Origin of the sequence: Streptomyces sp. NBC_00433, from assembly GCA_036015235.1 — a bacterium.
GTDB lineage: Bacteria > Actinomycetota > Actinomycetes > Streptomycetales > Streptomycetaceae > Actinacidiphila.
Window position 1 is genome coordinate 7488044 of record CP107926.1, and the last position, 25810, is coordinate 7513853.

Here is a 25810-nt window from a genome sequence, read left to right on the forward strand (position 1 = left end):
GCTGGCTGATGCTGTTCTGCCTGATCAGAGCACGTGCGAGTTGTTGGCTTGTGCTGCCCCGTGTTACGTCGTCCGAAGGCGTCCGGCCACCGGCTGGCCACCGGGAGGGTTTCGGGCCACCAGTACGGCGCGCTTGGCCTCTTGTCGAACCCCTCCAAGTACAAGGGAGCACATCCGGTAGAAGGCCGCTGCCCTCCCAGAGCGCTCAACGCCTACGGTTGTGATCGCTGTCCGGATGCTCCCGGCCGACCCTCTCCTGCTTTCCAGACGCAGAATCGGGCGGCGGAACACCGTCTCGGGCTGCGCGCGCCCCTTCCGTAGCAGGCGAAGAAGCACGTGCAGCCTCCGCACGAGCACTGTCCGCACGTGGGCTCTGCAACTCCTGCCGCCAGTCATCGAACTGTGCGCGAATGCCGTCGACCCTGGCTTGGTCGACCCCGTAGACCAGGAACTGCCGGTCACTGAATCGCCCGGCGCCAGCGAACATCTGGGCCAGGACAGTTTTGTCGAAGCCCGAGTCCCGCTCGGCCGCGAGCTCGATCAACCGCTCCCGCGTATACCCGGCCTGGACAAGAGCGTCGACATCGATAAAGTCACGGGCTTCAGCGCGAGAGAACAGCGCCTCCATTTTTCCTGCCGCTACGTCATCCCGATGGAGTACCGGCCCCCACTCGGAGGCCACCGGTGACTGCTGAAGGAACTCCGCAACCAACTCGATCTTGGTGTCGTGCCCGCTCACCGGATCCGTGACCATCAGCCGCACATACGTGTCAGCCTGCTGGACGATCTCCACCCGATACCCGTGCTCACGGAGGACACTCACGATCCGTTCCGTGGCGGCCGGCATTTCGCCCCGCCGTTCAATCGGCGCGAACAGGTCCACATCATCGCTCAGTCGCTGGACGATGTGGTGCGCCTGAACGGCGTACCCCCCAGCCAGAGCGAAGCCGAAATCCTCGCTGAGCGCTTCGAGACCGAGACGAATCAGCCGCAGGTGCAGGTCGTCCACTACGCGGCAGCCGCCCGCCGAGCCGCAAGCTCCGGGAACCGGCACTCCCACAGCGCCCTCACCGGGGCCGGCAGCACAAGCTGCCCCCAGAGGCGACGCAAGGTACCGTCATCGAGATACGCCTCAAGGTCCTCTCGCGAGCGCGCTTCACGCAGGATCCTCTCGTACATCACGGCAAGATCCGCCGCGTCCGCGAGTTCGTACTCGTATGCGGGCCCCCAGTCGAGATACCGGGGCAGCCGGACAAGACCCTCCGTAGGCCCGGCCAGCTCCTCCAGCGACTCAGGCACCACATACAATCGCGCCTCCGCATACCTGCTCATGACACCAGCATGCCCCATCCGACGATCGCCCGCGAAGCACTCACCATGCGCGCCGCCGTGATCGTCGCCGAACGCTCCGGCGGACGCCTCGCACCGCCCGCACTGTGCGTGTTGGACGAGGCCGCCAACGTCTGCCGGATCTCCAAACTCCCAGACCTGCACTCCTACCTGGTACCTGGGCAGCGGCTTCACCTGGGGCGCCCGCAAGGGAAAGCTCACCCGCCCGACCCCGCCACCTCAAGGTCCAGGCCGGCCACCGGCGCCTCCAGCCGGGCACTGGAAAGCCCCCGCCGTTCGCCCCGCCGAGCAGCCCAGCCAGCCGTTCCCTCGGCGCCGTCACCACAACCCTGCCCTCCACCCCCTGCGGGGTCCGTCGTTCTCGGCTCGATCCTGCGAACCCGGCGACACCGCCGGGACCGTAACCGTAGATGGGCCCCGAACGAGGGCTCATGTCCAGGTCTCGTGATGCGAGCCGCAACGCCTGTCGGTAGTCTGCGTGGACGTGAGCGAGTACCAGTACTACGAGTTCCAGGCCATCGACCGACCGTTGACGGAGGTCGAGCTCGACGGAGCGCGGGCGCTGTCGAGCCGGGCCACAATCAGCGCGACGCGCTTCGTCAACGAGTACCACTACGGCAACTTCCGCGGCGATGAGCGCAAACTCATGGAGCAGGTGTACGACGCCCATCTGTACTTCGCCAACTGGGGCTCCCGGCGCCTGATGCTGCGCCTGCCCACCACGTTGCTGCCCGCCCGCAGCGCCGAACCGTACTGCGCGGAAGACGCCTTGACCTGCTGGACCAGGAAGGGGCAATTGCTGCTCGACTTCTCCTACGCGGCCGAAGACGGCGGCGAATGGGACGTCGAGACCTCCTTCACCCTCGCCTCCTTCATCCCCCTGCGCACCGAACTCGCCGCAGGCGACCTGCGCCCCCTCTATCTGGCCTGGCTCTCCGCGCTCACCCGCTGGGAGCTGGAGGAGGACGTCGACGAGGACGAATACACCTCCACCATCGAGCCTCCCGTACCCGCGGGCCTTGGCCAACTCACGGGCCCGCAGCATGCTTTGGCGGACTTCCTGCGCATCGACCCGCACCTGCTCACCGCGGCCGCCCTCACCAGCGGTACCACCCTTCCCAGGCAATCGACGAGGACGCACTCGCTGCCTGGATCCGCGCCCTTCCGCAACCAGAGAAAGAAGCCCTGCTGCTGGACGCCGCCCTGGGCACCACCCCGCAGCCAGGCCCCGCACTCCTGGCCCGCCACCGCGCCGCGTCCCGCGGCACAGCCGAACAGTCCACCGCTGCCCCACGCCGCTCAGCCGCAGAGCTCCTCGACGTCGCCCACGAAGTACGCAGCGAGCACATCCGGCAGCAGCAACAGGCCCGCGCCGAGGCCCACCATGCCCAACAACTGGCCCGCGAGGGCCACCTGGACCACCTGGCCGAGAACACCGAGCAAGCCTGGCAGGACATCGCCAACCTGATCGGAAAAAAGCAGCCCGCCCCCTACGACGCCGCCGTCGCCCTTCTGAAGGATCTCCGCGACATCCACGACCGGGCGGCCACCCCCGGGGAATTCGCCCAGCGCCTCAACAACCTGCACGAGCGGCACCACGGCAAGCCCTCACTGATGCGACGCCTCGCCGACGCAGGATTGACAACCCGCTGAGGCACGCTCAAGGCCTCATCGCGGGCATCACTCAATGGATTCCGCACCCAACGCGGCCTGAGGCGCAGGAAGTCCATTTCGAGAACCACTTGCGGTACTGAGTACCGCTCCCGTACGGTACTCAGTACCGCAAGGCTACGTGCCCTCCGACCACATTCGCCAGGACGGCACCGCACCACCACTACACCAAGCCCGTCGGTATCCTGAACGGCGACTTCACCGACCTTGAGGAATGGAAGATAACACCCGGTACATCAAGGCCGAGCAGCACGATCACGCCGCCCAGCACCGACAGCGAGGCCACCGCAGGCAGGTGGCGAGGCGAGTGGATCTGTGCCCGCATCCCCGCACCGGCGCTGTTTGCGCTCCCCGCAAAACAGGGCGCCCTTTCACCTGCCCAGCCCCGGCCCTGGTGCACCCCGCGTCCGGACCCTCGACTGCGACCAGGAGCAGCCCGACATGAGCACCAACGACAAGTACCGCCGCCTCCGCACCTTCACCGGTCAACAACTCCGCGAGGCCGCGATGGACCTCATCGACCACCTTGAACGCAGTCAGGCCGCCGCTCAGGGATCCGTCGCATCGTCCACGCTCATCGCCCTTGCCCAGGACTATGACGAGGCCACTACCGACTCGCACCGCGCCCTACTCGCCTCCCACATCGCCGAGAGCATCCCCCTTGCGGAGGCCGGCACGATCCGCCGCGCCGCCGAAGCCATCAAGCTCGCCACCCCCGGCATCATCTGTCGCGCCGCCGCCGACGGCATGGAACCCAACGCCATCGCCCGCGAACTCGGCGCCACCGGCTCATACGTCCGCCGCATCCTCCGCGAAAACCCCGCTCTGGCCGCCGACGCCGCCAAGACCCGCGCCGCCGCCGACAACGAATGACCCACCGCTGGTGGCCTGGGATCTCTCGCCAGCCGGCGCCGAGGCCACCCGAGTGGGACTGTTATCGGAACCCTCACCGGATACCTCAGCTTTCGCGCGGACATGTTGCTGATGCCGGGTATCGCCCTCGCTGTCATGGCACCGATCTCGCTTGCCCTTGGTTGGATGTTCGCCGGGCGCATGCTGCGTACGCACCTCGACACCGGCCAAGCGGTGCTGGTCATTGCGAACACCGGATTCGTGGCCCCGCCCGACAGGGCGCAGCGTCTCTTCGAGCCGTTCCAGCGGCTGCAGCTAGTATCCGACAACGCTCATCACGGGCTCGGCCTGTAGATCGTCCGCGCCATCGTGGCCGCGTACTCCGTTGAGCCAAACGGTACTCAGGCCGGAGAGCGGTCCGATGGTCGAGATCACGTTCCCAGCTGCCGAAGCGAACCCCAACCCGCCGGCTGAGGCCACCCGCAGAGAAGAACGGGCGGGCGTCGTGCGCAGTCCGGCCGCAGACGATGCGACGGCGGGCATGGTCTTCCACTGGGATCACGGGACATAGGGCGGATTCAACTGGTCGTCGCAACACCTCGTGAACAGGGAGGTGTTGGATGGTGCGTCGTCAGCAGGCAGCGGACCGGGCGCTGCGTCCGAAGCTGAAGTCTCCGGGGCATCCGAAGTATCAGCGTCATGTCGAGGCGGCGTTCTGGACGGAGATCGCCAAGGGCCTTCTGCCTGAGGAGGCCGCCGCCGTCATCGGTGTGGCGCCGGCGGTCGCGACGCGCTGGTACCGCCAGTGTGGCGGCATGCGACCGTTCGATTCGAAGCCGCCCTCGGGCAGGTACCTGTCGTTTTCCGAGCGAGAGGAGATCGCGTTGCTCAGGGCACAGGGCAAGGGAGTGCGCGAGATCGCTCGAGACGTGGGTCGTAATCCGGGCACGATCTCCCGTGAGCTGCGACGCAACGCCGCGACAAGAAGTGGGAAGCTCGACTACCGGGCGTCGGTGGCGCAGTGGAAAGCAGATTTGGCTGCCCGGCGTCCCAAGACGGCGAAGTTGGTCGCCAATCCGAGGTTGCGCGCCTACGTCCAGGAGAGGCTGTCCGGCCAGATCACCACATCTGGCGGCCTGCCGATCGCGGGACCGGTGACGGGCTCGTGGACGGGCCGGAACAAGCCGCATCGCAAGGATCGTGAGTGGGTTCAGGCATGGAGTCCAGAGCAGATCGCGAACCGGATCAAGCTTGATTTCCCGGATGATGAATCCATGCGCATCAGTCACGAGGCGATCTACCAGGCCCTCTACATTCAGGGCCGCGGGGCGCTGAAACGCGAGCTCATCCTGTGTCTTCGGACCGGTCGCGCTCTGCGTGCGCCTCGGGCGCGTTCACGGCGGAAGACCTGGGCGCACGTCACGCCCGAAGCGTTGATCAGCGAGAGGCCCGCCGAGGCCGAGGACCGCGCTGTCCCCGGCCACTGGGAGGGGGATTTGATCATCGGGCTGGAGCGTTCCGCGATCGGCACCGTTGTCGAGCGGTCGACCCGGTTCACCATGCTGGTTCATCTGCCCCGCGAAGAGGGATACGGCACGATCCCTCGAACGAAGAACGGCCCCGCACTTGCCGGCTACGGAGCGATCTCCATGAAGAAGGCACTCGCCAACACGATGTCGATGCTCCCCGAGCAACTGACGCGGTCGCTGACATGGGACCGCGGCAAGGAAATGTCGGCGCACACGCAGTTCAGGGTCGAGACCGGTATCCCCGTGTTCTTCGCCGATCCGCACAGCCCATGGCAGCGAGGAACGAACGAGAACACCAACGGACTCCTGCGCCAGTATTTCCCGAAGGGCACCGACCTCTCGCGCTGGTCCGCCGAAGAAATCGAAGCCGTTGCTCACGCGCTGAACACCAGACCCCGCAAGACACTTGGTTGGAGGACCCCGGCCGAGGCATTCAACGAGCAGCTACTCTTGCTCCAACAAGCCGGTGTTGCAACGACCGGTTGAGTCCAGTTAGAGAACTCTGTGATCTTGGAAGCCTGTGCTTGTCTCGTTCCCAATGACCGTAGGACTGGGAAATCGCCGCGGCCCGGAAGCCCTACAACTCCGCCGAAGCGCTGACAGCAATCGCAGCTCATGATGTGGATGGCGTCCGAGATGACCGGCGTGAAGTCCGCGGCCTTCCTCCGGTGCGTTCAATCGATCGTGCGGGAGGGGCGTCGCATGCGCTTCCAAATCCGCCGCCACCAGTGCGCCTGCCCCGTCAGTGGCTGTAGTACCGCCTCGACTTGCGCGGCGCGATCGCGGGAGCTAGCGGCTCGTGTGGCCGCTGCCGAGACTTGCGGCAGCCACACGATGCGGTCGTTCCGGACGTAGTAGTGCGATCGACACTGCTGCTGTCCGTTTCCGACGGACGGTCGCAGGGACACAGTGCCGTCGAAGGTCAGGGCCCAGTCGTGTGGTCCGAACGGTGTGACGACCCTCGACCCGCATCCGCACGCGCACAGATGGACCGCAGTTTCGAACGGCATCGAGATGTACAGGTTACCCGGCTCGGGTTCGGCCGGGATGTACTCGGTGAACACCGGTGTCAGGGCTCGAGCTTTCACGCGGCGGCCTCCGACTTGTCCCCAGCGTCAGCACTAGTCAGGGTCGGCTCGGCACCAGGTTCGACGCGTTCGTCCTGGGTGGTAGAGGCGCCGTAGCGGCTGTAGAGCCCATTCGAGTCGACCGCGTAGACGGTGTGCAATTCACTCTCGGTGTCGGCATAGAACCCGAGGTACTTCTTGTACCGGAAGATGGCCAAGTTCGCAGTGAAGGAGTTCAACTCGGCGACCTGCAGATTGGTGTCGTACTCGGCGTCCTCTCCGGAGAAGTACGAGACCAGCCCATCTCGCTCGATGTGCTCGGTGCGACCCGGAAGAGATGCCGTGATACGCACCTGTCCGTCGATGCCGTCGGCGTCCTTGCTGACCCCGACTCCGGTATCGATGAACGGGACGCCGTTGACGGTCAGTGCCTCGATGATGACCTTCTTGTCCTGACCAGTGTCCATCGCGAGAAACACGAAGTCAGCGTCGAGTAGTTCGCCAACGTTTTTCGAGGTGATGTTCACTGGGTGAGCCTCGATGCCACGACGCATCCGCGAATACATCCGCTTGAAGTATTCGACCTTCTTCAGGCTCTTCTGCAGGTCCGCAAGGCTCGCGACACCGGGTGCCCGGAAGGCGTTGTGCGTGTGGAAAACATCACCGTCGTAAAGATGAAGCGTGTGTATCGGGGTTTTGGCAAGTAGGTCGAGCAGGTACGCGCCGGTACCCCCGAGACCGACGATCACCACCTTCTTCAGGGCGAGGTGTGCATTGACCTCGGTGATACCAGCCCTGCTGGAGAAGGTGTCGAGGTAGAGGAATACACCGTCGGCTTCGTCGGTCTCGATAGGATTGAAGGTCAGTGGGGTCGCCTCGGGGTCGATAGCCTGGGCGGGCCCGATGACCATCGCGGCGTAGTAGGTGACCTTCTCGTAGTAATCCGGATAGCTGCCGCTAGGCTTCTGGGAAAACCCGCAGTTGGCGGTGAGGTCCGGACTGGCGGACCACTTCTGAACGTCGTCGTTTACGAGCCCGTCAATGGCATTGCCATTCTTATCGTGGGGCATCCCGCCAACGAAACACATCACGTGGGTGCTGGGGGTCGTCGTGGTGTCGCCGCATAGATCCAGTGGGCAGAGGAAGGATCCCCACTGAACCTGAGCAGCGTCGTCCACGAACGGGATGTCGTCGATGACGAGGAACCCGTTGACGACCCGGACGGCGTACCCGTCCTGGACCAGGCGAGTCAGGTCGGCGCTCTTACGAACGAGTTGTGAGCCGGACATTGAAGCGCGTGCCCTTCTTCTTGACCTCCACGGACTCGCCGACGAGCAGCGTGCCATCCCCACCGTGGGGTGTGATGGCGTTGCTATAGGTGACGGTGAACATTGCTTGCGGGTCGTGACCGGGGTACGCGAGCTGCCCGAGTCTGTCGTAGGTCACGGTGTCGTGGTCGAGGGTGACCCGCGTGCCGTTGATGATCACCTCGAACTCCCTGTCCTTCTTGTTGTCGTCCTGCCCATGAGCGGATGCCACAGCCATGACAGTCCCCTTTCGTCATGCCCTCCGCTGGTCGGTGGGCATGACGCGAGTGTAACATAGACGTGATCACCCCATGGGTGAAGGCCTTCATGTGAGTAGCATCTAGCCGCTGTCAACGACCGTGGGCTTCGGTGGGGCCTGTAACATCCGCACGGGGCAGGCCGGCACGTCGTCAGCCAATAGGTGATGGAGAGTGGACACGTGGACCGGGAGTACATGGATGAGGAGTTGCATCGCCTCGCCACGGACCCCGGATTCCGGCCGGACGGCTGGAGCGCGCAGGAGGTCTCGGACTTTCGCGTCCTCGTTCAGTGCACGCGGGCAGCGCGGCTCGACACCGACCTGCGGAACTCGCGCATGCTGCGCATCCAGCCCGGTGACCGCCACGACCTGAGCAAGGCGCGAGCAACGTTGAGTTCCGGCCGCGTTATCAACCTGACGTTCAAGAGCACAGAGAGCCACAGCGCCGTGACTTTCGAGCTATTGACTCCAGAGATGGAAACCTTGCGATGAGCAACCCTCCACACGACCCGCTGCCAATTGCCCAGGTGCCGGTTGGCGAACTCCTCGGGAGGGAACTTGAGGCCAGAGACTGGTCTCAGGCGGATTTCGCTGCGGTTCTGGATCGCCCGACTCAGTTCGTCTCCGAGATCATCACCGGAAAGAAGGAGATCACCAGGGAATCGGCGGCGCAGATCGGCGCCGCCCTTGGCCATACAGCCGAGTACTGGCTTAACCTTCAGGACCAGTACCTGCTCGCCGAGCAGTCCAAGAACAAGAACACCCAGGTCAAGCTGGATGAGGTGCGTCGACGTGCCCGCCTAAACGACAAGGGCCCGATCCAGCTGTTGATGAAGCGCGGCTTCCTCACCGGCACGACCTTGGATGCCCTCGAGGCCGAGGTGAAGGAACTGTTCGAACTGGATTCCCTGGATGACGAGCCCAGATTCGCAGCGGCGGCGAGGCGCACAAACCGTAGCGGCGACATCAGCTCACTACAGCGAACATGGGTTGCGTGCATCAGGAGGGAAGCCCGCAAGTTTCCGCCGCAGGATAGATACTCCGCGAAACGCCTGAGGAAGCTTGCGGGTGCCCTTTCACGGACACTCAAGTCTGCCGCCGACTTCGAGGATCTACCCAACCAGTTGAGGGCGGTTGGTGTGCGCCTAGTATATGTCGAATCGCTTCCGGGCGCCAAGATCGACGGGTGCGCGATGCTGGTCGATGGGTATCCGGTCATTGGCTTGTCAGGTCGCGGCAAAAGGCTCGACAAGGTCCTATTCACCGTGTTGCACGAGATCGCGCACATCCTGCTTGACCACGTCGACTCCGAGCACCTCATCGTCGAAGGACTCGATGACGTTCAAAGCAACGAAACGGGGTGGGAGAAGGACGCAGACAGTGAGGCCACGCAATGGGTGTTTCCACACGGAATGCCGGACGTCCCAGCCCGCATCGGCGCACATTGGGTCAATCAGACGGCCGCTGAACTTGGAGTGGCACGCATCGTCATCGTCGGCCACCTTCAGCACCGCCGTCGCCTTGACTGGAGGACAACACTGGCGAAGAACGCTCCTTCGGTAAGCGGCGCTCTCGAGGCGTGGGAGTAGCTAACTAGTGGGGCCCTGCCATTATTCGAGGACCCTCTGCTCGTCAAGGAAGCGATCAGAGCGCTCACGATTGGTTGGCCTGTGCTGCCCTGTGTTACGTCGTCCGAAGGCATCCGGCCACCGGCTGGCCACCGGAGGTGGCCATGCGTCGACGCAAGGGCATTGTCAGCACCCCACAGGGGCGTAGTCGCGCCGGCGTTGCTGCCGACTGGAGGACCCCTAAAAACTCTCCTTCATCCCAGCGGCAGCGCCAGTTCCGTGAGCCTGACTTAGCTAGGAGAGCGCCCCCACGGCTCACCGGCTTCTACCAGAGCGGATGAGGTGATCGGCAAAGGCGAGGTCGCCGCGGAAAGCCAGGATCTCGTCGTCGATGCCGACGAACAGCTCGCCCTCGGCGGAGACGTCCAAGACGCGGATCGGTCGATCCAGCAGCAGGATCTCCTTGCTGTCGCCGCGTCCCGGGTACCACAGTCGTACCGTCCCGTCGGTTCCCCCTGTGAAGACCATGAGATCGTTTGCGCTCTGCCGGGTGCTCACGGCGGTCACCCGTCCGTTGTGCGCCCTTCTCTCGTCCGCAACGAGGTGCCGGTTGATGACGTCTTCGATGATCAAGGTTCCCTCCGGGGTACCCAACGCCACCACTAGGCGGCCGTGCAGTGTGCCCTCCGCGGAGATGACCCCGTCCGGTGCGAACCGGGGGAAAGCCTCCGCGAACCAGTGCCCCGCGTCGATCAGTCGCGGCGCCTGGGGGTCCCAGATGGAGCGGGTTCCGTTGGAGTCTTCCAGGAGCGCCACCGTACGACCTGCCAGGTCGTATCTGCGCGCCGCCACGAATACGCCCGGGTGGGGGGACAGCCGCTCCTCGCGCTCTCCTGTTGAGCCGTTGAGGACCGCGTGGCGGTCGCCGTCGTCGGACAGGACGAGCAGCGCGCTCCGATTTCCGGCCGGCAGAGCGATGATCCGGCCGGGAGACACCGGGCCCCGCGCCGTCCACCACGGCTGCCAGGGCAGGCTGGGCTCGTGACGCGGCGTGGCAAGCCGGTGTGCGAGCTCGCTGAGGCCGGTCCGGACCGCGGTGAGACTCGCGGCGAATCGCCGGTGTTCCAAGGCAGGCCGGCGGTCCAGCAGTGAAGCGAGCAGGGGAGCCGGGAAGGGCGCCGTGAGGTGGCCGTCCCGCAGTACATCGTGGACCGCCGGGGGATCGGCCCGGAGCAGGAACTCGGGATCGTCCAGCACCTCTTGGGCCCGCTCGGCGGCGACGGCCAGGGCGGCGCCGTGCCGGAGCAGGTAGGGCTCGGCCAGCGACCAGTCCCGGGCCTCGCGGGGGCCCAACGGCGCCAGCAACGGGTCCAGCAGATCGCGGCGCCAGGTGTGATGGCCGGTGGAGCGGGTGAAGCCGCCCAGCAGATGGTCGCCGATCGACTGGTGGAAGAGCCGGTACAGCGTCGTGCCGTCGGAGTCGGTGACCGTACGCAGGTAGAAGCGCCCCGCCGTCAGGGTGTCCCGGATCTCCTGCTCCGAGGCGACCGGCCCGGCGTCGCCGTTCTCGATGAACAGATGGGCGATCCGGGTCAGGACCGATGCCGGCATGCCCAGGCCCCGGGCGGATCCGAGCGCGGTGAGAACAGGACGGAGCCAGAACCGCCCCGGCTGGGAGCGCAGGTCGAGTTCGAGCACCCCGATCGGATCGCGGGGAGCCTGCCGGGCGGCTTCGGCGGCTTCCTCCCAGTCCATCACCGGCATGCCGGCGTGGGAGACGATGAAGTAGCGGGTGCAGAGACCGGCGACGAGAAAGCCGCCCCATCCGCGCGAGCCGGGGCCGGTCAGTGCGGCGGCGAGCTCATCGGCAAACGCCGCGACGACCGACCCCCGTGACCGGTACTCCCGTACGGTGCGCAGGATTCCGGTCACATAACTGCGCAGGTCCGCTGCCAGGACGCTCGGCGGTACGGCGTCCAGGTCGATGAGCAGCCCGCGGCGCAGCGCCTCGTCCAGTAAGGGGCGGAACTCGGCGTAGTTCCGAGTGGCCACGAGCACGCGCGCCGCGGGCCCGCCGCCCGGGCGACGCTGCTGTGCCAGGGGGAGCAGGAGCTCTTCCATGACGTCGACGCCCTGGACCATTTCGTCCAGCGCGTCGATCACGATGACCGGTGGTCCAACGAGATGCCTCAGTGCGTCGACCAGTTCCGCCGGGGACCGTGCGGGCAGGTCGAGTTGGTGGGCGATGGACCCGCAGATCTCGGACAGGTCCCGCTGACGCGCGTGCACTGCCGCGAAGCCCCGGACGGCCTCGCGCGGCGCGTTCGCGGCGCGCGACCACAGTTCCCGGCTCGCCTCGCGCAGCCGGGGATGAGCGGCGCAGACCAGGAGTCCGAGCAAGGCTGATTTGCCAGCGCCCGGTGAGCCCGTGACCACGGCGAGGCTCTCGTCCGCGTCGCCGTGGTCGAGCCATGCCGTCAGGGCTCGCAGTTCCCTGTCCCGCCCGGCGAACTGGCCGACCACACCGTGTCCGTACTCGGCGACCGCTGAGCTTCCGGAGGCGCGTTCCATGAAGTGCGAGGGGTCGAACCCTTCGTCGGCCCCCTCCAGGAACGGCAGCACCGCGGGATCGAGGGTCGGGCGCAGCCGCCCGCGCGACTGGCCGCCGGCGTAGGCGGGATTGGGAAAGAAGGGCGGGTCGTCGAGTTCGAAGGACGGGTCATGGGCCGATGTCCAGATACTCGCTGGCGACGATCCCGCGCCGGCGATCTGCCGCCGGATCTCGCGGGCGACCGTCGGCAGCGGCACGCTGGCCATGCTTGGGTCGATGCCCAGGTCACCGGCGCGCAGGCGACGCAGGACCGCGGCGGCGGCCCTGCTGAGGGCTCCGTCGATCTGCGGGTGGTCCCGTCCGTCGGTCGCGATCAGCCATGTCCTCGGCGAGGTGTCCGGTATCCGTGGCCTGTCCGGCAGCCGATCACCGGCCTGGCACGCGTCGAGGAAGAACAGCGTGGCCGGGGCATCCGGTCGGCGCTGGATCCGGCGCAGCCAGCCCTCGCCGCCGCGGCCGTCGGGGTCCGCCGGCCCGGAGGCCGACTCGGAGCGCGGCTCGGAGGTCCCGTGCCCGACGAGGTGCACCACGCAGACGTCGTCGGGATGCCGACGCACGAGGAAGTCCTCGACGCGGCGGCCGACTTCCCCGGACGGGGTCTCGAAGGAGGTGGTGCACGAGTAGCCGACCGACTCCAGGGCCTCGGCGAGTTCCCGTACCCGCGCTGCGGCCAAAGGCAGCGGCGGCCCCTTGCGTGAACGCCATGCGCCGGAGTCAGGATCGGACGGCACGTCGTGGCCGCCCACAGCGATGCACAAAGCCACGCGCCTGACCGGCGAGTTCAACGGCAGACCTCCGCTCCGTCCTGCTGACGACCCCAGCGTAGACCCAGGTCTCTCGCGTCGGCCTCGCTTCGCAGGGCATTCCAGTAGCCTGGCCCGAACAGCGTGGACATCGGACGATCGCCGAGGATGTTCGGATGCCGGACGGCCCCCAGGAACCCCGGGAATACCTGGGAAAGGCGATAAGCCTGGCCGTCTACGAGTTCGGCGCCGGTTTTCGCGGATTGCCTTTCCATGACGAGACGTCGGCACTGCGTTCCGCCCTTGAGTCAGCCGGCTACGACCTTGAGGTCCATGACGGGTTGAGCGCCGCGGAACTCGGCACCGCTGTACGGGACTTCCTCAAGGCCCCCGGCCCGCAGGCGCGGATTGTGCACGTCCTCACGCACAGTGCGCGTCCGCAGCCCGACGAGCAGCTGCATGCGGTGGGTTGCGACGGCAGGTACACCGAGGAGACCAATGTCCTGCGCTGGCTCTCCCTCGTCGACACGTACACCGACGAACCGCCGTACACCCTGTTCCTGCTCGACCTGTGCAACGCGGGCCAGGCGGCCTGGCCGGACTGGATCGGCAACGCGGTCGCCGAGCACCGCGCGTGGGTCATCGCGGCCACCCACGAGCAGGATGCCGCGTACAACGCCCGGCTGACCGGAGCACTGGCCGAGATCCTCGGCGGCCTCAGCGCGGAGCCTCCGTCGCTCGACCTGGACACGCGGTCTCCGTACGTTCCCTTCGACGTACTGGTCGCCTCCACGCGTGCGCTGGTCGACGTGTTCGGAAACGGACCGGGCGCGCTGCCGCAGCGGGTCACCGCCACTCCGTACGACGGCAGTTACCCGCCGCTGCCGTTCTTCCGCAATCCACGGGCACCGGTCGCCGCCGTCCAGCTGGACGAGATCCTGGACATCGGCCACTGGCAACGGGCGTCCACCGGACGCCTGTCGGCCTGGCCGCACAAACGCGGTGTCGGCTTCACCGGGAGAGCGCGTGAACTCGGGGAGCTCGTCGGCTGGCTGGACGCCACACTCGACGCCGACGCGCAGGTCGGCTGGCTCTACCTCGTCACCGGGCGACGCGGCTCGGGCAAGTCCGCGCTCCTCGGTATTCTCGTCTGCGCCACCCACGAGGACTTCGGGAACGGTGACGACCAGATCTGGCTGTCGGCGTTCGGGGCCCGGGCACCTTCGCGGCACCCCCGCGGCCGGTTCGCCGTCGCGCATGTCCGAAGGCGCGGCCTGATGGCCGTACTGCGGTCGCTGGCCCGGCAGTTGAGGCTCGACGGTCAGCTGGAGGAGGACCAGAGCGAGGCTTCCATGGCGCGGAGCCTGCGTGACGCCATCGCTATGCGGCCGGACCCGCCGGTGATCGTCATGGACGCCGTGGACGAGGGCGACGACCCGGTGGCGTTCATCGATGAGCTCATCCGGCCGCTGGCGGCGCCCCGCCCGGACGGCAGACCCCTGGCCTACTGCCTGATCGGCATCCGCGACGAGGAGTACGCCGAGTATCTCCGGCCGCTGGCCCGTGAGTTGGACCAGTACGTCGATCTGGAATCGATAGCCGCCGACACCCTGCGCAAGGACGTGTCGGACTACGTGGCGACGCTCGTGCGCATGGACAATGCTTACGCCGGCGGCCGGTTCACCACCGCCCGACCGGACTTCGCCGCCGGCGTGGCCTCGTCCCTGACCGACAGGGCGCCCGACCGGCGCGGCGGCGAGTTCCTGATCGCCGGGCTCTACACCCATCATGTGCTGTCCCTGGCATGGCCCGCCTTCGAACAGGCGACCGCCCGGGAGCGCGGCGCCCAGGTGCCGCGCGATCTGTCGGGCGTGCTGGAGATGGATCTGGGCTCGCGGGCCGCCGTACGGCCCTGGCGGCGTCCGCTGCTGGCGGCGCTCGCCCACACCTACGGGGCGGGCATGCCGGCGGAGGTCGTACGGACCGTCGCCGGGCTGTGGGGTCCGGCCGGGCCGCCGCCGGAACCCGGCGAAGTCCGCGAGATGCTCGACGGCGAGGGTTTCTACCTGCGCGTTTCCGCCGACACCGACGGCACGGTCCTTTACCGGCTCTACAACCAGGGACTCGACGAGCACCTCAAGGGCCGCCCGGGTGATGGGGACCGGGAGACGCGGCCCGGGAGCCTGCTCGACGCCATACTCCGCTCGGCGCACACGACCGTCCTTGCGCGTCCGCAGTGGTCCGAGGCGGGCCCGTACGTTCGCCGGCATGCCGCCCAGCACGCCGACGACGAGGGAAGGCTGCCGGAACTCCTGGCCGACCCCGGGTTCCTCATCCATGTCGACGTCGACCTCCTCAACCCGCTGCTGGCACGCCAGGAGACCCGGCCCAGCGGACCCGAGGCACTGCTGCTCCGGATGGCGCCGGCCCGGCTGCGGGATCTGTCCTTCGGCGACCGACGGCAGTTACTCGGGCTGGAGGCGATGCGCTGGGGACAGGCCGTGTTGTCCCGGGACCTGATCGACACGCCCGCTCGCGGCGCCCCGAAGGCGGCCGCGGCACCTCTGTGGTCCAGCGGCTCGAATCTCGACGCCCGGCAGGTCTACCTCTTCACGGAACACAAGGAAGCCGTCAACACGGTGATCGTCGCCGACCTCGGGGACCGGCGCGTCACGGTCTCCGCCGGAGCGGACGGCACCATCCGGCTGGCGGACCTGCACGACGGACGCCCGCTCGGTGAACCCATGGTCGGCCACACCGCCGAGATCACCGCCATGGCGGCGTGCACGCTGCTGGATCAGCCGGTCCTGCTGACCGGCTCGGCCGACCAGACGGTCCGGATGTGGGATCTGCGGACCCTCCAGCCGCTGGGCGAGCCGTTCGTGGGCCACACGGACATGGTGACCGCCCTGACCACCTGTGTGATCGACAGGGAACTCCGGCTCGTCACGGGGTCCGCCGACACCACCGTCCGGGTCTGGGATCTGCGGACCCGTCAGCCGCTGGGTGAGCCTCTCACCGGCCACACCGACACGGTGACCGCCCTGGCCGTCGGCACCATCGGCAGGAAGTCCAGGTTGATCAGCGGATCGGCCGACCGGACCGTGCGGATATGGGATCCGGCGGACCACCGCCCCACGGGTGAGCCTCTCGTGGGCCATACCGACACGGTGACGGCCCTGGCGGTCTGCGCGGTGACGGGCAAGCCGCGGCTGATCACCGGATCGGCGGACCGGACCGTACGCATGTGGGATCTGGCGAGCAGGCGGCCCGTAGGGGGTCCGCGCCGGGGGCATGCCGATACGGTCACTGCCCTCATCGCCCTTAGGCTCGCGGGCAAGCTGACCGTGTTCAGCGCGGACGCCACCGGACAGATCCGGCGGTGGCCGGTGCGAGGCTTCCCCGCGAGCGGCGCCGTCCTACGGGGTCACGCCGGTGCGGTCACTGCCATGGGCTGTGACCAAGCGGAGGATCCCACGATGTTCGTCACGGCCGGCTCGGACGGCACTGTGCGGGGCTGGGATCTCACGACGCCGGCGGACGTGGCCGCCCCGCCACCCGGTCACAGCGGCCCGGTGCGCCAGTTGGGGTGCTTCGCGTTCGGCGACCGCCGGGTGGGCATCAGCGCAGCCAGCGACCGGACCGTCAGGTTCTGGGAGTTGGGCGACGGCAGCCCGGTCGAGGACCTTCCGGCGATCACCGTCGCCTCCGGCCCCACCTCCGTCGGCTGCTCGCCGGACGGCCGCCTTCTGGTGGTCGGCACACAGAACGGCTCGGTGCTCGTGCACCGCCTCGACGGCCCCTCACTGGTCTTCCCACCGCCGAGCCGAGCCGGGGTCGTCACAGCTGTCGCCTGTACGACGGTCGACGGTGTGTCGTACGCCGTCACCACCCATCAGGAGGGCACGGCGCAGATATGGAATCTGGACGCGATGGAGCTGGTGGGCAGCCTGTCCGGCCACACCGCGGCCATCACATCGGTCACCTGCACCGTCCTCCGCGGGGTACCCACCGCCGTCACCACCGGCTACGACCGCACCGTCCGGCTCTGGGACCTGCTGACCGGTAAGGAGTCCGGCCGCCTCACCGGCCACACCGCGGCCATCACGTCGGTCGCCTGCATCATCATCGGCGGCGTCCCCAACGCTGTGACCGCCGGCGCCGACGGGACCGTCCGGTTGTGGGACCTGCTGACGGGTGAGGAGTCCGGCTGCCTGACCGGCCACACCGACACCGTCACGTCGGTCGTCTGCACCGTCCTCGACTCTGTCCCCACCGCTCTGACGACCAGTTGGGACCGTACGGCGCGATTGTGGGATCTCACCACCGGCCGCCAAGTAGTCCGACTCGTCTTCCCCGAGATCGTTCAGAGCGGCTCGTGGCTCCCTGGGGAACGGCTTCTGGTGGGATTCGGCATGGATGTGGCCGCTTTCTACGTCGGCGGTCTGTACGACGACGACGACGAGGACTGACCCGACCGGCTCCATAGGCGGCCGCTTCGCAGGCGAAGGCGCTTCGGTAACGGCGAGGCGGTTCAGGGCAGATACGTCTGGAGGACCTCGGCGAACTTGCGGCACCCCAGGTAGTTCTTCACGGAGTGCGGGTTGGCGACGTTGAGCGACACCTGGATGTCCTCGTCCAGCCCATCGAACCTCTCCGTCAGGCGTCCGGCGGGCAGTGCCACGGGGTCACCGATCTCCGCGAGGTTGACCCATGTGCCGACGCCCGGCGGTCGGATACCTCTCGCGCCCGGCTTCGGGTCGAGACGCTCGAAGACCACCCGCGGCACACCCAGTGGGCTGCCCAGCGTCACCAGCAGCTCGATCCCCTTCCCCAGATCCGAGTCCGCGCAGAGCGCCTCGTACACCACCACGCTGCCCAGGGAGTGCGCCAGCAACGTCCGCGGCCGGTGGCGGCGGATCGCCTCGGCGACCCGCCGCCGTGCATTTTCCCTCCGCTCTCCGTGGTCCGGTCCGAAATAGCTCGCAAGATCGCCGGAAAGGCGCGAAAGAATTCCGCAGAGCTGCTCTCCATAATGATTGACAACGAATGCGGCGGGCTTGCCCACAGCCCATTTGTGCGCGGCGTTCTGCGAAAACTGCTCCGCACCGAATCGCTCCCGGCTGATCTCCTCGACCCATGTGACGAAGAGTTCCTGTCCCAGCGAGCCGAGGTGCTCCGGGTCTTCGGGGCCCATCGCGACGTCCCCCGCGAGACAGTCGGCGTAGTAGCCGATCGACACCGCACCGGGCGGCTGTCGTGTGGGCGTGTACTTCGCCACGCCCCTGTCGATCCAGGCCGTCCAGTCCACGCCCATGGCGTCCGCAGCCGCAGCGGGATCCTCACCTGCCCGCCGGAAGTACGCGATCTTGGATATTCCGTGCACCCCGAGAACTGACATCACTGCCCCCTGAACGACCGTCCGCTACCGAATTGTCAGCGTATCGGTCATCGTGGCCTAGCCCCGGCCCGAACTCCTGATCCGCTGTGTCCTGCGGTCGTTCGGCCACAGCGCCGCCCCTTGGACTCAGAGAGTCACGCTAGGTGCCTTGTCGGAACTCAACAACACCTCAGCCTTACGCAGCCTGAGTTCCGGCAGCACCGTTGCACGCTTCCTGCACAGATGGCCACCGGATGGCCACCGGGCCCAGCCTTCGGAGCGATGACTAGAAGGCGCATAGCCATAAAGCCGCAGGTCAGAGTAACTACGCCGAGAAATGGCTACCGTCGGCCAACCGGAGAGCTACGCATTACGATGCGTAGACTACACGTGTCCGATTAGCCCGAATTCCATGGTCATCCGAAACAAGAAACCCCAGGTCAGAGGCCCGACCTGGGGTTTACCGTGGAGCCGCCTTCGGGATTCGAACCCGAGACCTGATTCCGTTGGCGAAGTAGCTGAGTGTGGTTGTGGGACATTGGTGACGCTCGCCCACTAGGGGTGGGTGTGGCCTGTGTTGGGGGCGGACTGTGTTGCGGCCGGTGGGTGTGGGGGAGATTCCGGAGGACACGGCTTCGTTGGCTCGGCGGGTGCATCCTCGGGGGACCGATGAGATGCGGGTCCGGGATGCTTTGGGTCCGCTGTTCACTGATGAGGACTTCACGTCGGGCGAGTTCGAGGGCATGTACTCCTCGCTCGGGCAGCCGGGTCTGTCACCGGCGTTCCTCCTGGTCGTGACCATCCTGCAGTTCCGGCACAACCTCGCCGACCGTGAGGTTGCCCAGGCCGTCGCAGACCGTATCTCCTGGAAATACGCGCTCGGCCTCGGGCTGGACTACGCGGGTTTCGACTTCTCCGCCCTGTCGGAGTTCCGCTCCCGCCTGGCGCAGGAGGGCCGGGCCGACCGGCTGCTGAGCCTGATGGTGGAACGCCTCAAAGAGGCCGGGCTGGTCAAGGCCGGCGGGCGCCAGCGCACCGACTCCACGCATGTCATCGCCTGCGTGCGGCGGCTGAACCGGATCGAGAGCCTGGGCGAGGGACTGCGGGCGGCACTGGAGGAGATCGCTCGGACCAGCCCCGGCTTCATCGTCCCGCTGCTCCGGCCGGGCTGGGACGAACGCTACGGCCGCAAGGTCGAGACCAGCCGTCTGCTGCGCCGCAAGAACGCCTCCGCCGACAAGCTGGTCGAACGGATCGGCGTGGACGGCCTGTCGTTACTGGACGCCATCGACGCCGATCCCACCGCGGCCTGGATGAACCAGTTGCCGCAGGTCACCTTCCTGCGGACGCTGTGGGACCAGCACTTCCAGCGCACCGCCGCAGGGCGTCTGCGCTACAAGGACGTCAAGGAACTGCCTCCGGCCTCGGAGCGGCTGCACTCGCCCTATGACCCTGATGCCCCCTACAGCACCAAGGGCGACACGGAATGGGTGGGCTCCAAGGCGCATCTGAGCGAGTCCTGTGACGAGGACCTCCCGCATCTGGTCACCGATGTCCACACCACCGGCGCGACCGATCCGGACGTCACCACCACCACCGTGATCCAGGACCGGCTCATCGCGCGGGGCCTGGCGCCGGGCGAGCACCTGATGGATGCCGGGTATCCCAGCGCGGAGGCCATCGCCGCCTCCGCCCAGCGTGGAATCTCCCTGATCGCGCCGGTCATTGTCAGCACCGGCCGCAACGCCCGCGCCGGCACCTTCACCCCCGCCGACTTCACCGTCGACTGGGACGCCGGTACCGCCCGCTGCCCGGCCGGTGCACTCAGCCGTTCCATGAAAGAGGATGACCGTGGCCTGATCAGGTTCGCGTTCTCCCGGAACGACTGCGGCCCCTGCCCGGTCCGTGACCGGTGTACCCGGTCCAAGAACGGCGCTGCCCGCAACATCGCCGTCCATCCGCAGCCGGTGCACGAGGCGAGGACGCGTGCTCTCCAGGCCCAGGGCACCGATGAATGGCTGGCCACCTACAACGCCCGGGCCGGGATCGAAGGCACCATCTCCCAGGCCGTCCGGGGCCCTGGCCTGCGACGTTCCCGCTACCGGGGTCTCCCCAAGGTCCATCTGCAAAACGTCCTGACCGGCCTGGCACTCAACCTCACGCGCCTCGGCGCCTACTTCAACCCCACCGCCACCCCCACGACGCGTCCCAGCAGAATCCGCGAACTATGCACCGCTTACGACCTCACCGCGGCCTGACCTCAACCAGCCGACTTCGCCAACGGAATCAGGTCTCGGGTTCGAATCCCGAAGGCGGCTCACCAAAACCCCTAGTGTGAAAGCGCGCAAGACCTGAGCGACTGACGGCGACGGAGCCGCCCCGCTTCCCACCCCACGACGAGAGGGGCAGCACCCCCAAAGGTGCCCCTTCGTCGCGTCACCCCCGTCCCGAGGGCGTTGGCGACAGCTTCCAGCCCAAGGACATTCGCCGCCTCGACCAGTTACGACATCGTGCGGCTCGATCAGCTCGTTCGCCAACTCGGCTGCGTCCGAGCCTGTGAGAACGCGGTGGATCACAAGGCTCGGGTCCGATTGCGGTGCTTCGCCCAGTGCGTCCGCGCCTTCTCCACCAACGATGATCAGGTGGAACAGTCCGGTCTTGGCGGCGACTTTGCCGACCTGCTGATGCCAGTACAAGGCTTCTGGTCCCAGTTCCGCCATGCGTTCGAGGACCGCCAGCCTTCGACGACCTACGCCGATGTCGGCCAGCCACTTCTTGCCCCAGTCCGGGATGCCGCCCATGCCGGCCACGACGTCGACGGGTAGCTGCTCGGACCACCCCCGCCTGCGCGGGGAGAACCCGACCGCGACCGACAAGTCCATCAGGACCTGCGGACCACCCCCCCTGCGCGGGCAGAACGCCGCCGGCGGGTGACGGCGCTGATGCCTCGTCGGACCACCCCCGCCTGCGCGGGGAGAACGTGAGCAGGGTCGCAAACCGGGATCAAATCCGCGGGCCACCCCCGCCTGCGCGGGGAGAACCGCCGCACGCGGCCGCCGCCGCTGCCCAGCTTCGGACCACCCCCGCCTGCGCGGGGAGAACGTAACGGCGCCCCGGCCATACGGGGCGCCGTGCGGACCACCCCCGCCTGCGCGGGGAGAACCCCTCTACCACCTGCGGGTTTAGAGAGGGTTTGCAATCCCTTGACTCGGCAACCGCAGGCTCATGAGATGAGTCTGGCAGAAGCCGGAGCACAGACGTTGAGGGGGCAGTACGGAGAGGGCCTGAGGGGTGTGCGCGGTGTTGCTGTTGCCACTGAATGACCGTCAAGTCTCCAGCCCCGAAGCGGCTCCCGCGGAAGGCTCGGGCTCGCTGGAGCGTCGTGTCAGGGACGGTGCCAGCGCCCGCTTTCGCCAAGGACTTTTTCGGGGACTTTCAGCTCTGTCGGAGGGACTTCGGAGGGACTTTTTGCTGTACAAGCCTGGAAGGCTCCGACAGAGCTGAAAGACGAGAAGTCACAGGTCAGGGCCGAGGGATCAGCACGTCGATGACGTTGACCGCGAGGCCGCCGCGGGCGGTCTCCTTGTTTGACCTTCAAGGGGTTGCGGCGAACGGGGAGCAGCGGCAGTGGTCTTTGCGCGAGCGGAGGTTGCCCGTCATGCGTAGAAGCGGTCGACGGTTGGCGCTGGTGCTCTCTGGGCGAGTGGAGGCGGTCCAGCGATTGTTCCGGGAAAGGCCCGGCGTGGCTTTGTGCGAGTGTGCGACCTTCAGTCCCCCTGACAGTCGGCTGTGCGCCGGGTGCTCGGTGGCAACCAGTAGTTGGTGACCGTCATCCTTGCGGATCGGCGGCCCTTTACCGGGATTCGGCGGCCCGTCCAAATCCGCGGTGAACAGGCACGGTTCTGGCCATCCGGGCGGATCTGCTTGGCGCGGGTCGACGAAGTAAGGGAGCTGCTCATGCCGACGGCGCAGTTTACGGACGCCAAAGAGACGGCCGAGTACTTGAACATGTCGGTCCAGTGGGTGTATCGCGAGGCGCCGCGGGTGGGGTTGGTGCCGTACAAGTTCGGGAGGGGGATGAATGCGAAGATCCAGTTCAAGGTTTCCGAGGTACAGGCATGGGCCAGGCAGCGGCGGACTGCCGGCTGATCTCGTGGTGCCGACGGGCCCTCTTGCCTTGACTGGGGCAGGAGGGCCCGCCCTTGGTCATGCAGCCAGGCCGAGGTCCAGGATCTTGGCGGCCTTGTTGATCGAGCCGGGCATCAGGCGGCGGTAGATCCTGAAGGTGATGTCGAGGCTCCGGTGGCCCATCCACTCGGCGACGTCGGTGATGGGTATGCCGTGGGAGAGGCAGTTCGAGGCGAAGAAGTGGCGGAAGCCGTAGAGGGTCATGCCGTCAGGAACCTCTACGGCTCCGGACTTCTTGATGCGCTGCCACTGGTTGGACAGGCAATAGTACGGATACGGCTGGCCGGAGTCGCGCGGGTGGGGCAGCAGGTACCCGTCCACGGTGCCGTGGGTGTCCGCGTACTGCTGGATGGATTTGCGGACCCTGGCGGGCAGGGGGACGTCCCGGTACTCGCCCGTCTTGCGGTGCTTGAGCCTGGCGTAGGTGTTGGTGGTCTGGTTGACCTGCTCGCGGACGCGGTAGGTGTCGTCGGCGACGATGTTGTCGATGTGGACCGCGGCTGCTTCGCCGTTGCGCAGGCCGCAGCCGCTCATGAGCTCGGCGATCAGGCCGAAGGCGTCATCGCCTACCGTTCGCAGGCCATCGAGCTGGGCCAGGGACGGGATCACCGCACGGCTCGGGTCGTATTGCGGGGGCTGGACACCATCCAGTGGGCTGTCGTCGTAAAGGCCGAGCCGGTGGGCGTCGAGAAGGATCGCCTTGAGCTTGTCGAAGGCGTTGGACTGCGTCGCCAGACCGACGCCGCTTCGCTCCATGGACTGGATGAAGGCGTCGACGACTTTGTGGTCGAAGCTGCTCATCCGGCGGCTTGCGAACGCGGGCAGCAGGTGGTGTTTGAGGAGGGAGTCCAGGTGCCGCAGTGAGCCGTCGGCGAGGTGGCGCTGACCAGCCCGCCACTCGGCCGCGAAGTCGGCGAACTGCATGGGGCCGTACTTGCGGATACGTTCTGCCTTGCTCCGGTTGTGGGTCTGGGACTTCTTGGCGCGGAAGATGTCGGTGAGCCGCTCGATGGCAGCGTCCTGGCTGGTGAAGCCGGATTCCTCGACCTGTTTGCCGGAGGCGTCGCGGCACCTGATCTTGTAGGTGTGGGGGCACTTCGACCAGCGCGAGGCGGGGTGCTCGCACTCCTTGAAGAATGCGCCCATTCCATGGGGCAGTGCCTTGGTGGCCATCCCTGTTCGACTCCTCGGCGTCCAGTGCTGACGTTTTGCTGACCGCCGAGGGTGGTTCACCCTCCTGAGCTGGGAAGAGTCCCCAACTGTGTGGTATGTGGTGGAACTTCGTCGGCCGCACGGGCGACGAGATCGCCCAGGCCCGCACCGAATGGCAGGACGGCACCCGCTTCGGCGAAGTCCACGGCTACGCCGCCCCCCGCCCCCCGCCTCCCGGCCCCCGACCTCCCCCCGACCCCGCTCAAGCCCCGGGGACGTGTGCGCTGACCTGGTAAGTCCCGCCGGGCAGGCGACTGCCGAGACGTACCCTGACGGACGACCTCACCCTCCAACGGACATCGTGCCGTGGGTGCGCGGACGAACCCTGCCGGCCTGATTCGTGTGCACCGACACTTCGCGTGTGAGACCGGCTGTGGCTACCTGTGCCAGAACCAATGCTGACTTAGCCTCGGGCTTTCATGAAGCGGGTTGTCCGATGGGTGGTCAGGCAAGCGAAAAGTGCCTCTGACCAGCAAGAACGAGGATTGTGGAGGTCCTTGTTCCTGCCACCGCCGGAGGCACTTCCCAGGTGAAGAAGGGTATCGGGTCCTGTCCCCGCGTCCGCGTTGAGGGCGGTGGCCGGGCGGTGGTGTCCCAGGCCGGGGCCGTGCTCCTGGTCGAGACAGTCCGCAGGGCAGGGCTTGACCAGGCGATATCGGCGGCGCTGACGCCGTGGCGACGCCCGAGGGCGGTGCACGATCCTGGCAAGATCCTGCTGGACGTGGCCCTGGCGGTCGCTATGGGCGGGGACTGCCTTGCGGATGTCGGAGCGCTGCGGGCAGAACCGGCCGTGTTCGGCCCGGTGGCCTCCGACCCGACCGTCTCCCGACTCATCGACACCCTCGCCGCGGCCGGGCCGAAGGCCCTGTCCGCGATAAGAGCCGCGCGCGCTCAAGCGCGTGAGCACGTCTGGAACGTGGCCAAGAGTGCGGCCCCGGATGCCGCAGGACAAGTGATCGTGGACCTGGACGGGGTGCTCGTGCCGGCGCACTCCGACAAGCAGGACGCCACCGCGACCTGGAAGAAGACCTTCGGCCACCACCCTTTGACGGGGTTCGTCGACCACGGCGGTGGCGGCAGCGGGGAGCCGGTGGCCGGCCTGCTGCGGCCGGGCAACGCCGGCTCCAACACCGCCGCCGACCACATCACCACGACCCGACTCGCCCTGGCCCAGCTGCCGAAGAAGTACCGGCGTGGACGCGAGACGCTGATCCGTACCGACTCTGCAGGCGGCACCCACGAGTTCGTTGCCTGGCTCGCCCGGCGGGGCCGGTGGCTGTCCTACTCGGTAGGCATGACCGTCACCGCCGCTGTCCACCAGGCCGTCCTCAAGGTTCCGCCCGCCGCGTGGACGGTGGCCGTCGAGCCGGGCGGCGAGATCCGCGACGGAGCCTGGATCGCCGAACTCACCGGCGACTGCCTCAAGGGCTGGCCGAAGGGAGTGCGGCTGATCGTCCGCAAGGAACGCCCGCACCCCGGCGCCCAGTTGCGGATCACCGACGCCGACGGTTTGCGCGTCACTTGCTTCGCCACCAACACGGCGGACGCTCCGATGGCCGCACTCGAGCTGCGGCACCGCCGGCGAGCCCGAGCCGAGGACCGCATCCGGGCCGCCCGTGCCACCGGCCTGCGCAACCTGCCCCTGCATGACACCGCACAGAACAGGATCCGGCTGGAGATCGTCCAGATAGCCCTCGACCTCCTGGCATGGATGCCCATGCTCGCTCTGACCGGCGAAATCCGCAGGTGGGAGCCGCGCCGACTCCGGCTCCGCCTGTTCTCTGCCGCCGCCCAGCTCGTCATGACCGCCCGCCGCCAGCACCTGAGATTCGCCCGCCATTGGCCCTGGACCGACGTGATCACCGACGCCCTGGCACGGCTCGAAACTCTCCCGAACCCCGGCTGACCAGCCCGTTCCCGTCCCTGCGAGCAGCAACATGCCGACCGGAGCCGTGGAACCCGGCGCCCACCCGACGCGACAGCCGGGCCATCAACCTGACCACCACCAGCCCAACAACCGAAACGGCCCGCCAAAGAAGCCGACGAACCGTCACGAAAGATCGAGGCTAACCA

The 25810-nt window shown here is 67.3% G+C and carries 18 protein-coding genes, 2 pseudogenes and 1 CRISPR repeat array; of the genes and pseudogenes, 13 read left to right on the top strand and 7 right to left on the bottom strand.

The annotated features are described in order from the left end of the window. Positions 1-205: 205 nt before the first annotated feature. Positions 206-1009 carry a nucleotidyl transferase AbiEii/AbiGii toxin family protein gene (locus OG900_32000; GenBank protein ID WUH94301.1) on the bottom strand — a complete coding sequence of 268 codons (804 nt, stop codon included), beginning with the start codon at positions 1007-1009 and terminating at the stop codon, positions 206-208. After that, positions 1009-1332: a hypothetical protein gene (locus OG900_32005; protein WUH94302.1), complete on the bottom strand. Its 324-nt coding sequence runs from the start codon at positions 1330-1332 to the stop codon at positions 1009-1011. The genes OG900_32000 and OG900_32005 overlap by 1 nt, the downstream gene beginning before the upstream one ends. Before the next feature lie 45 nt (positions 1333-1377). Here OG900_32005 and OG900_32010 point away from each other — a divergent pair. The 5 genes and pseudogenes from OG900_32010 to OG900_32030 all read left to right on the top strand — a co-directional run bounded on the left by OG900_32010 (position 1378) and on the right by OG900_32030 (position 5888). After that, a pseudogene (locus tag OG900_32010) lies at positions 1378-1503 on the top strand (type IV secretory system conjugative DNA transfer family protein). A gap of 331 nt (positions 1504-1834) precedes the next feature. Then, positions 1835-2818: a hypothetical protein gene (locus OG900_32015; GenBank protein WUH94303.1), complete on the top strand. Its 984-nt coding sequence runs from the start codon at positions 1835-1837 to the stop codon at positions 2816-2818. 644 nt (positions 2819-3462) lie between these two features. After that, on the top strand, positions 3463-3894 hold the full coding sequence (locus OG900_32020; protein WUH94304.1) for a hypothetical protein: 432 nt from the start codon (positions 3463-3465) through the stop codon (positions 3892-3894). A gap of 102 nt (positions 3895-3996) precedes the next feature. After that, complete coding sequence (locus tag OG900_32025) at positions 3997-4227, top strand: hypothetical protein (protein WUH94305.1); 231 nt, start codon at positions 3997-3999, stop codon at positions 4225-4227. A gap of 266 nt (positions 4228-4493) precedes the next feature. Further along, complete coding sequence (locus OG900_32030) at positions 4494-5888, top strand: IS30 family transposase (GenBank protein ID WUH94306.1); 1395 nt, start codon at positions 4494-4496, stop codon at positions 5886-5888. 598 nt (positions 5889-6486) lie between these two features. Here the strand turns inward: OG900_32030 and OG900_32035 are convergent. Continuing rightward, positions 6487-7758 carry a ThiF family adenylyltransferase gene (locus tag OG900_32035; protein ID WUH94307.1) on the bottom strand — a complete coding sequence of 424 codons (1272 nt, stop codon included), beginning with the start codon at positions 7756-7758 and terminating at the stop codon, positions 6487-6489. Further along, on the bottom strand, positions 7733-8008 hold the full coding sequence (locus tag OG900_32040; protein WUH94308.1) for a multiubiquitin domain-containing protein: 276 nt from the start codon (positions 8006-8008) through the stop codon (positions 7733-7735). The genes OG900_32035 and OG900_32040 overlap by 26 nt, the downstream gene beginning before the upstream one ends. A 207-nt stretch (positions 8009-8215) precedes the next feature. Between OG900_32040 and OG900_32045 the strand changes: the two genes are divergently transcribed. Next, positions 8216-8527, top strand: a complete 312-nt coding sequence (locus tag OG900_32045; GenBank protein WUH94309.1) for a hypothetical protein — start codon at positions 8216-8218, stop codon at positions 8525-8527. Beyond that, positions 8524-9624, top strand: coding sequence for a hypothetical protein (locus tag OG900_32050; protein ID WUH94310.1), 1101 nt, complete (start codon positions 8524-8526; stop codon positions 9622-9624). Before OG900_32045 ends, OG900_32050 begins: the two co-directional genes overlap by 4 nt. Positions 9625-9918: 294 nt before the next feature. Here OG900_32050 and OG900_32055 read toward each other — a convergent pair whose 3' ends face one another. Next, positions 9919-12888 (bottom strand): AAA family ATPase, encoded by a 2970-nt coding sequence (locus tag OG900_32055; protein ID WUH94311.1) that lies wholly within the window; start codon positions 12886-12888, stop codon positions 9919-9921. A gap of 245 nt (positions 12889-13133) precedes the next feature. On the opposite strand from OG900_32055, the gene OG900_32060 reads away from it, so the two are divergent. Beyond that, complete coding sequence (locus OG900_32060; protein WUH94312.1) at positions 13134-17429, top strand: WD40 repeat domain-containing protein; 4296 nt, start codon at positions 13134-13136, stop codon at positions 17427-17429. Positions 17430-17491: 62 nt separating this feature from the next. Here the strand turns inward: OG900_32060 and OG900_32065 are convergent, their stop codons facing one another. Next, complete coding sequence (locus tag OG900_32065; GenBank protein WUH94313.1) at positions 17492-18358, bottom strand: hypothetical protein; 867 nt, start codon at positions 18356-18358, stop codon at positions 17492-17494. Between the two features lie 653 nt (positions 18359-19011). Here OG900_32065 and OG900_32070 point away from each other — a divergent pair. The 3 genes from OG900_32070 to OG900_32080 all read left to right on the top strand — a co-directional run bounded on the left by OG900_32070 (position 19012) and on the right by OG900_32080 (position 22486). Continuing rightward, on the top strand, positions 19012-20595 hold the full coding sequence (locus OG900_32070; protein WUH94314.1) for an IS1182 family transposase: 1584 nt from the start codon (positions 19012-19014) through the stop codon (positions 20593-20595). Between the two features lie 252 nt (positions 20596-20847). Then, entirely contained in the window at positions 20848-21162 is a 315-nt protein-coding gene (locus OG900_32075) for a hypothetical protein (GenBank protein ID WUH94315.1), read from the top strand. 5 nt (positions 21163-21167) lie between these two features. Continuing rightward, positions 21168-21500: a CRISPR direct-repeat array (repeat unit 29 nt; unit sequence CGGACCACCCCCGCCTGCGCGGGGAGAAC). 659 nt (positions 21501-22159) lie between these two features. After that, positions 22160-22486: a helix-turn-helix domain-containing protein gene (locus OG900_32080; GenBank protein ID WUH94316.1), complete on the top strand. Its 327-nt coding sequence runs from the start codon at positions 22160-22162 to the stop codon at positions 22484-22486. A gap of 57 nt (positions 22487-22543) precedes the next feature. On the opposite strand, the gene OG900_32085 is transcribed toward OG900_32080, so the two are convergent. Continuing rightward, positions 22544-23698 (bottom strand): tyrosine-type recombinase/integrase, encoded by a 1155-nt coding sequence (locus OG900_32085; GenBank protein WUH94317.1) that lies wholly within the window; start codon positions 23696-23698, stop codon positions 22544-22546. Positions 23699-23793: 95 nt separating this feature from the next. Here OG900_32085 and OG900_32090 point away from each other — a divergent pair. Next, positions 23794-23965 (top strand): annotated as a pseudogene (locus OG900_32090) (pirin family protein). A 301-nt stretch (positions 23966-24266) separates the two neighbouring features. After that, complete coding sequence (locus OG900_32095; GenBank protein ID WUH94318.1) at positions 24267-25643, top strand: IS1380 family transposase; 1377 nt, start codon at positions 24267-24269, stop codon at positions 25641-25643. Positions 25644-25810 lie beyond the last annotated feature (167 nt).

Excerpts from the sequence above, each read along its gene's own strand:
- OG900_32030 (WUH94306.1), top strand. The coding sequence starts at position 4,494 with ATGGTGCGTCGTCAGCAGGCAGCGGACCGGGCGCTGCGTCCGAAGCTG.
- OG900_32005 (WUH94302.1), bottom strand. The coding sequence starts at position 1,332 with ATGAGCAGGTATGCGGAGGCGCGATTGTATGTGGTGCCTGAGTCGCTG.
- OG900_32020 (WUH94304.1), top strand. The coding sequence starts at position 3,463 with ATGAGCACCAACGACAAGTACCGCCGCCTCCGCACCTTCACCGGTCAA.
- OG900_32070 (WUH94314.1), top strand. The coding sequence starts at position 19,012 with ATGCGGGTCCGGGATGCTTTGGGTCCGCTGTTCACTGATGAGGACTTC.
- OG900_32085 (WUH94317.1), bottom strand. The coding sequence starts at position 23,698 with ATGGCCACCAAGGCACTGCCCCATGGAATGGGCGCATTCTTCAAGGAG.
- OG900_32065 (WUH94313.1), bottom strand. The coding sequence starts at position 18,358 with ATGTCAGTTCTCGGGGTGCACGGAATATCCAAGATCGCGTACTTCCGG.
- OG900_32025 (WUH94305.1), top strand. The coding sequence starts at position 3,997 with ATGTTGCTGATGCCGGGTATCGCCCTCGCTGTCATGGCACCGATCTCG.
- OG900_32060 (WUH94312.1), top strand. The coding sequence starts at position 13,134 with ATGCCGGACGGCCCCCAGGAACCCCGGGAATACCTGGGAAAGGCGATA.
- OG900_32035 (WUH94307.1), bottom strand. The coding sequence starts at position 7,758 with ATGTCCGGCTCACAACTCGTTCGTAAGAGCGCCGACCTGACTCGCCTG.
- OG900_32050 (WUH94310.1), top strand. The coding sequence starts at position 8,524 with ATGAGCAACCCTCCACACGACCCGCTGCCAATTGCCCAGGTGCCGGTT.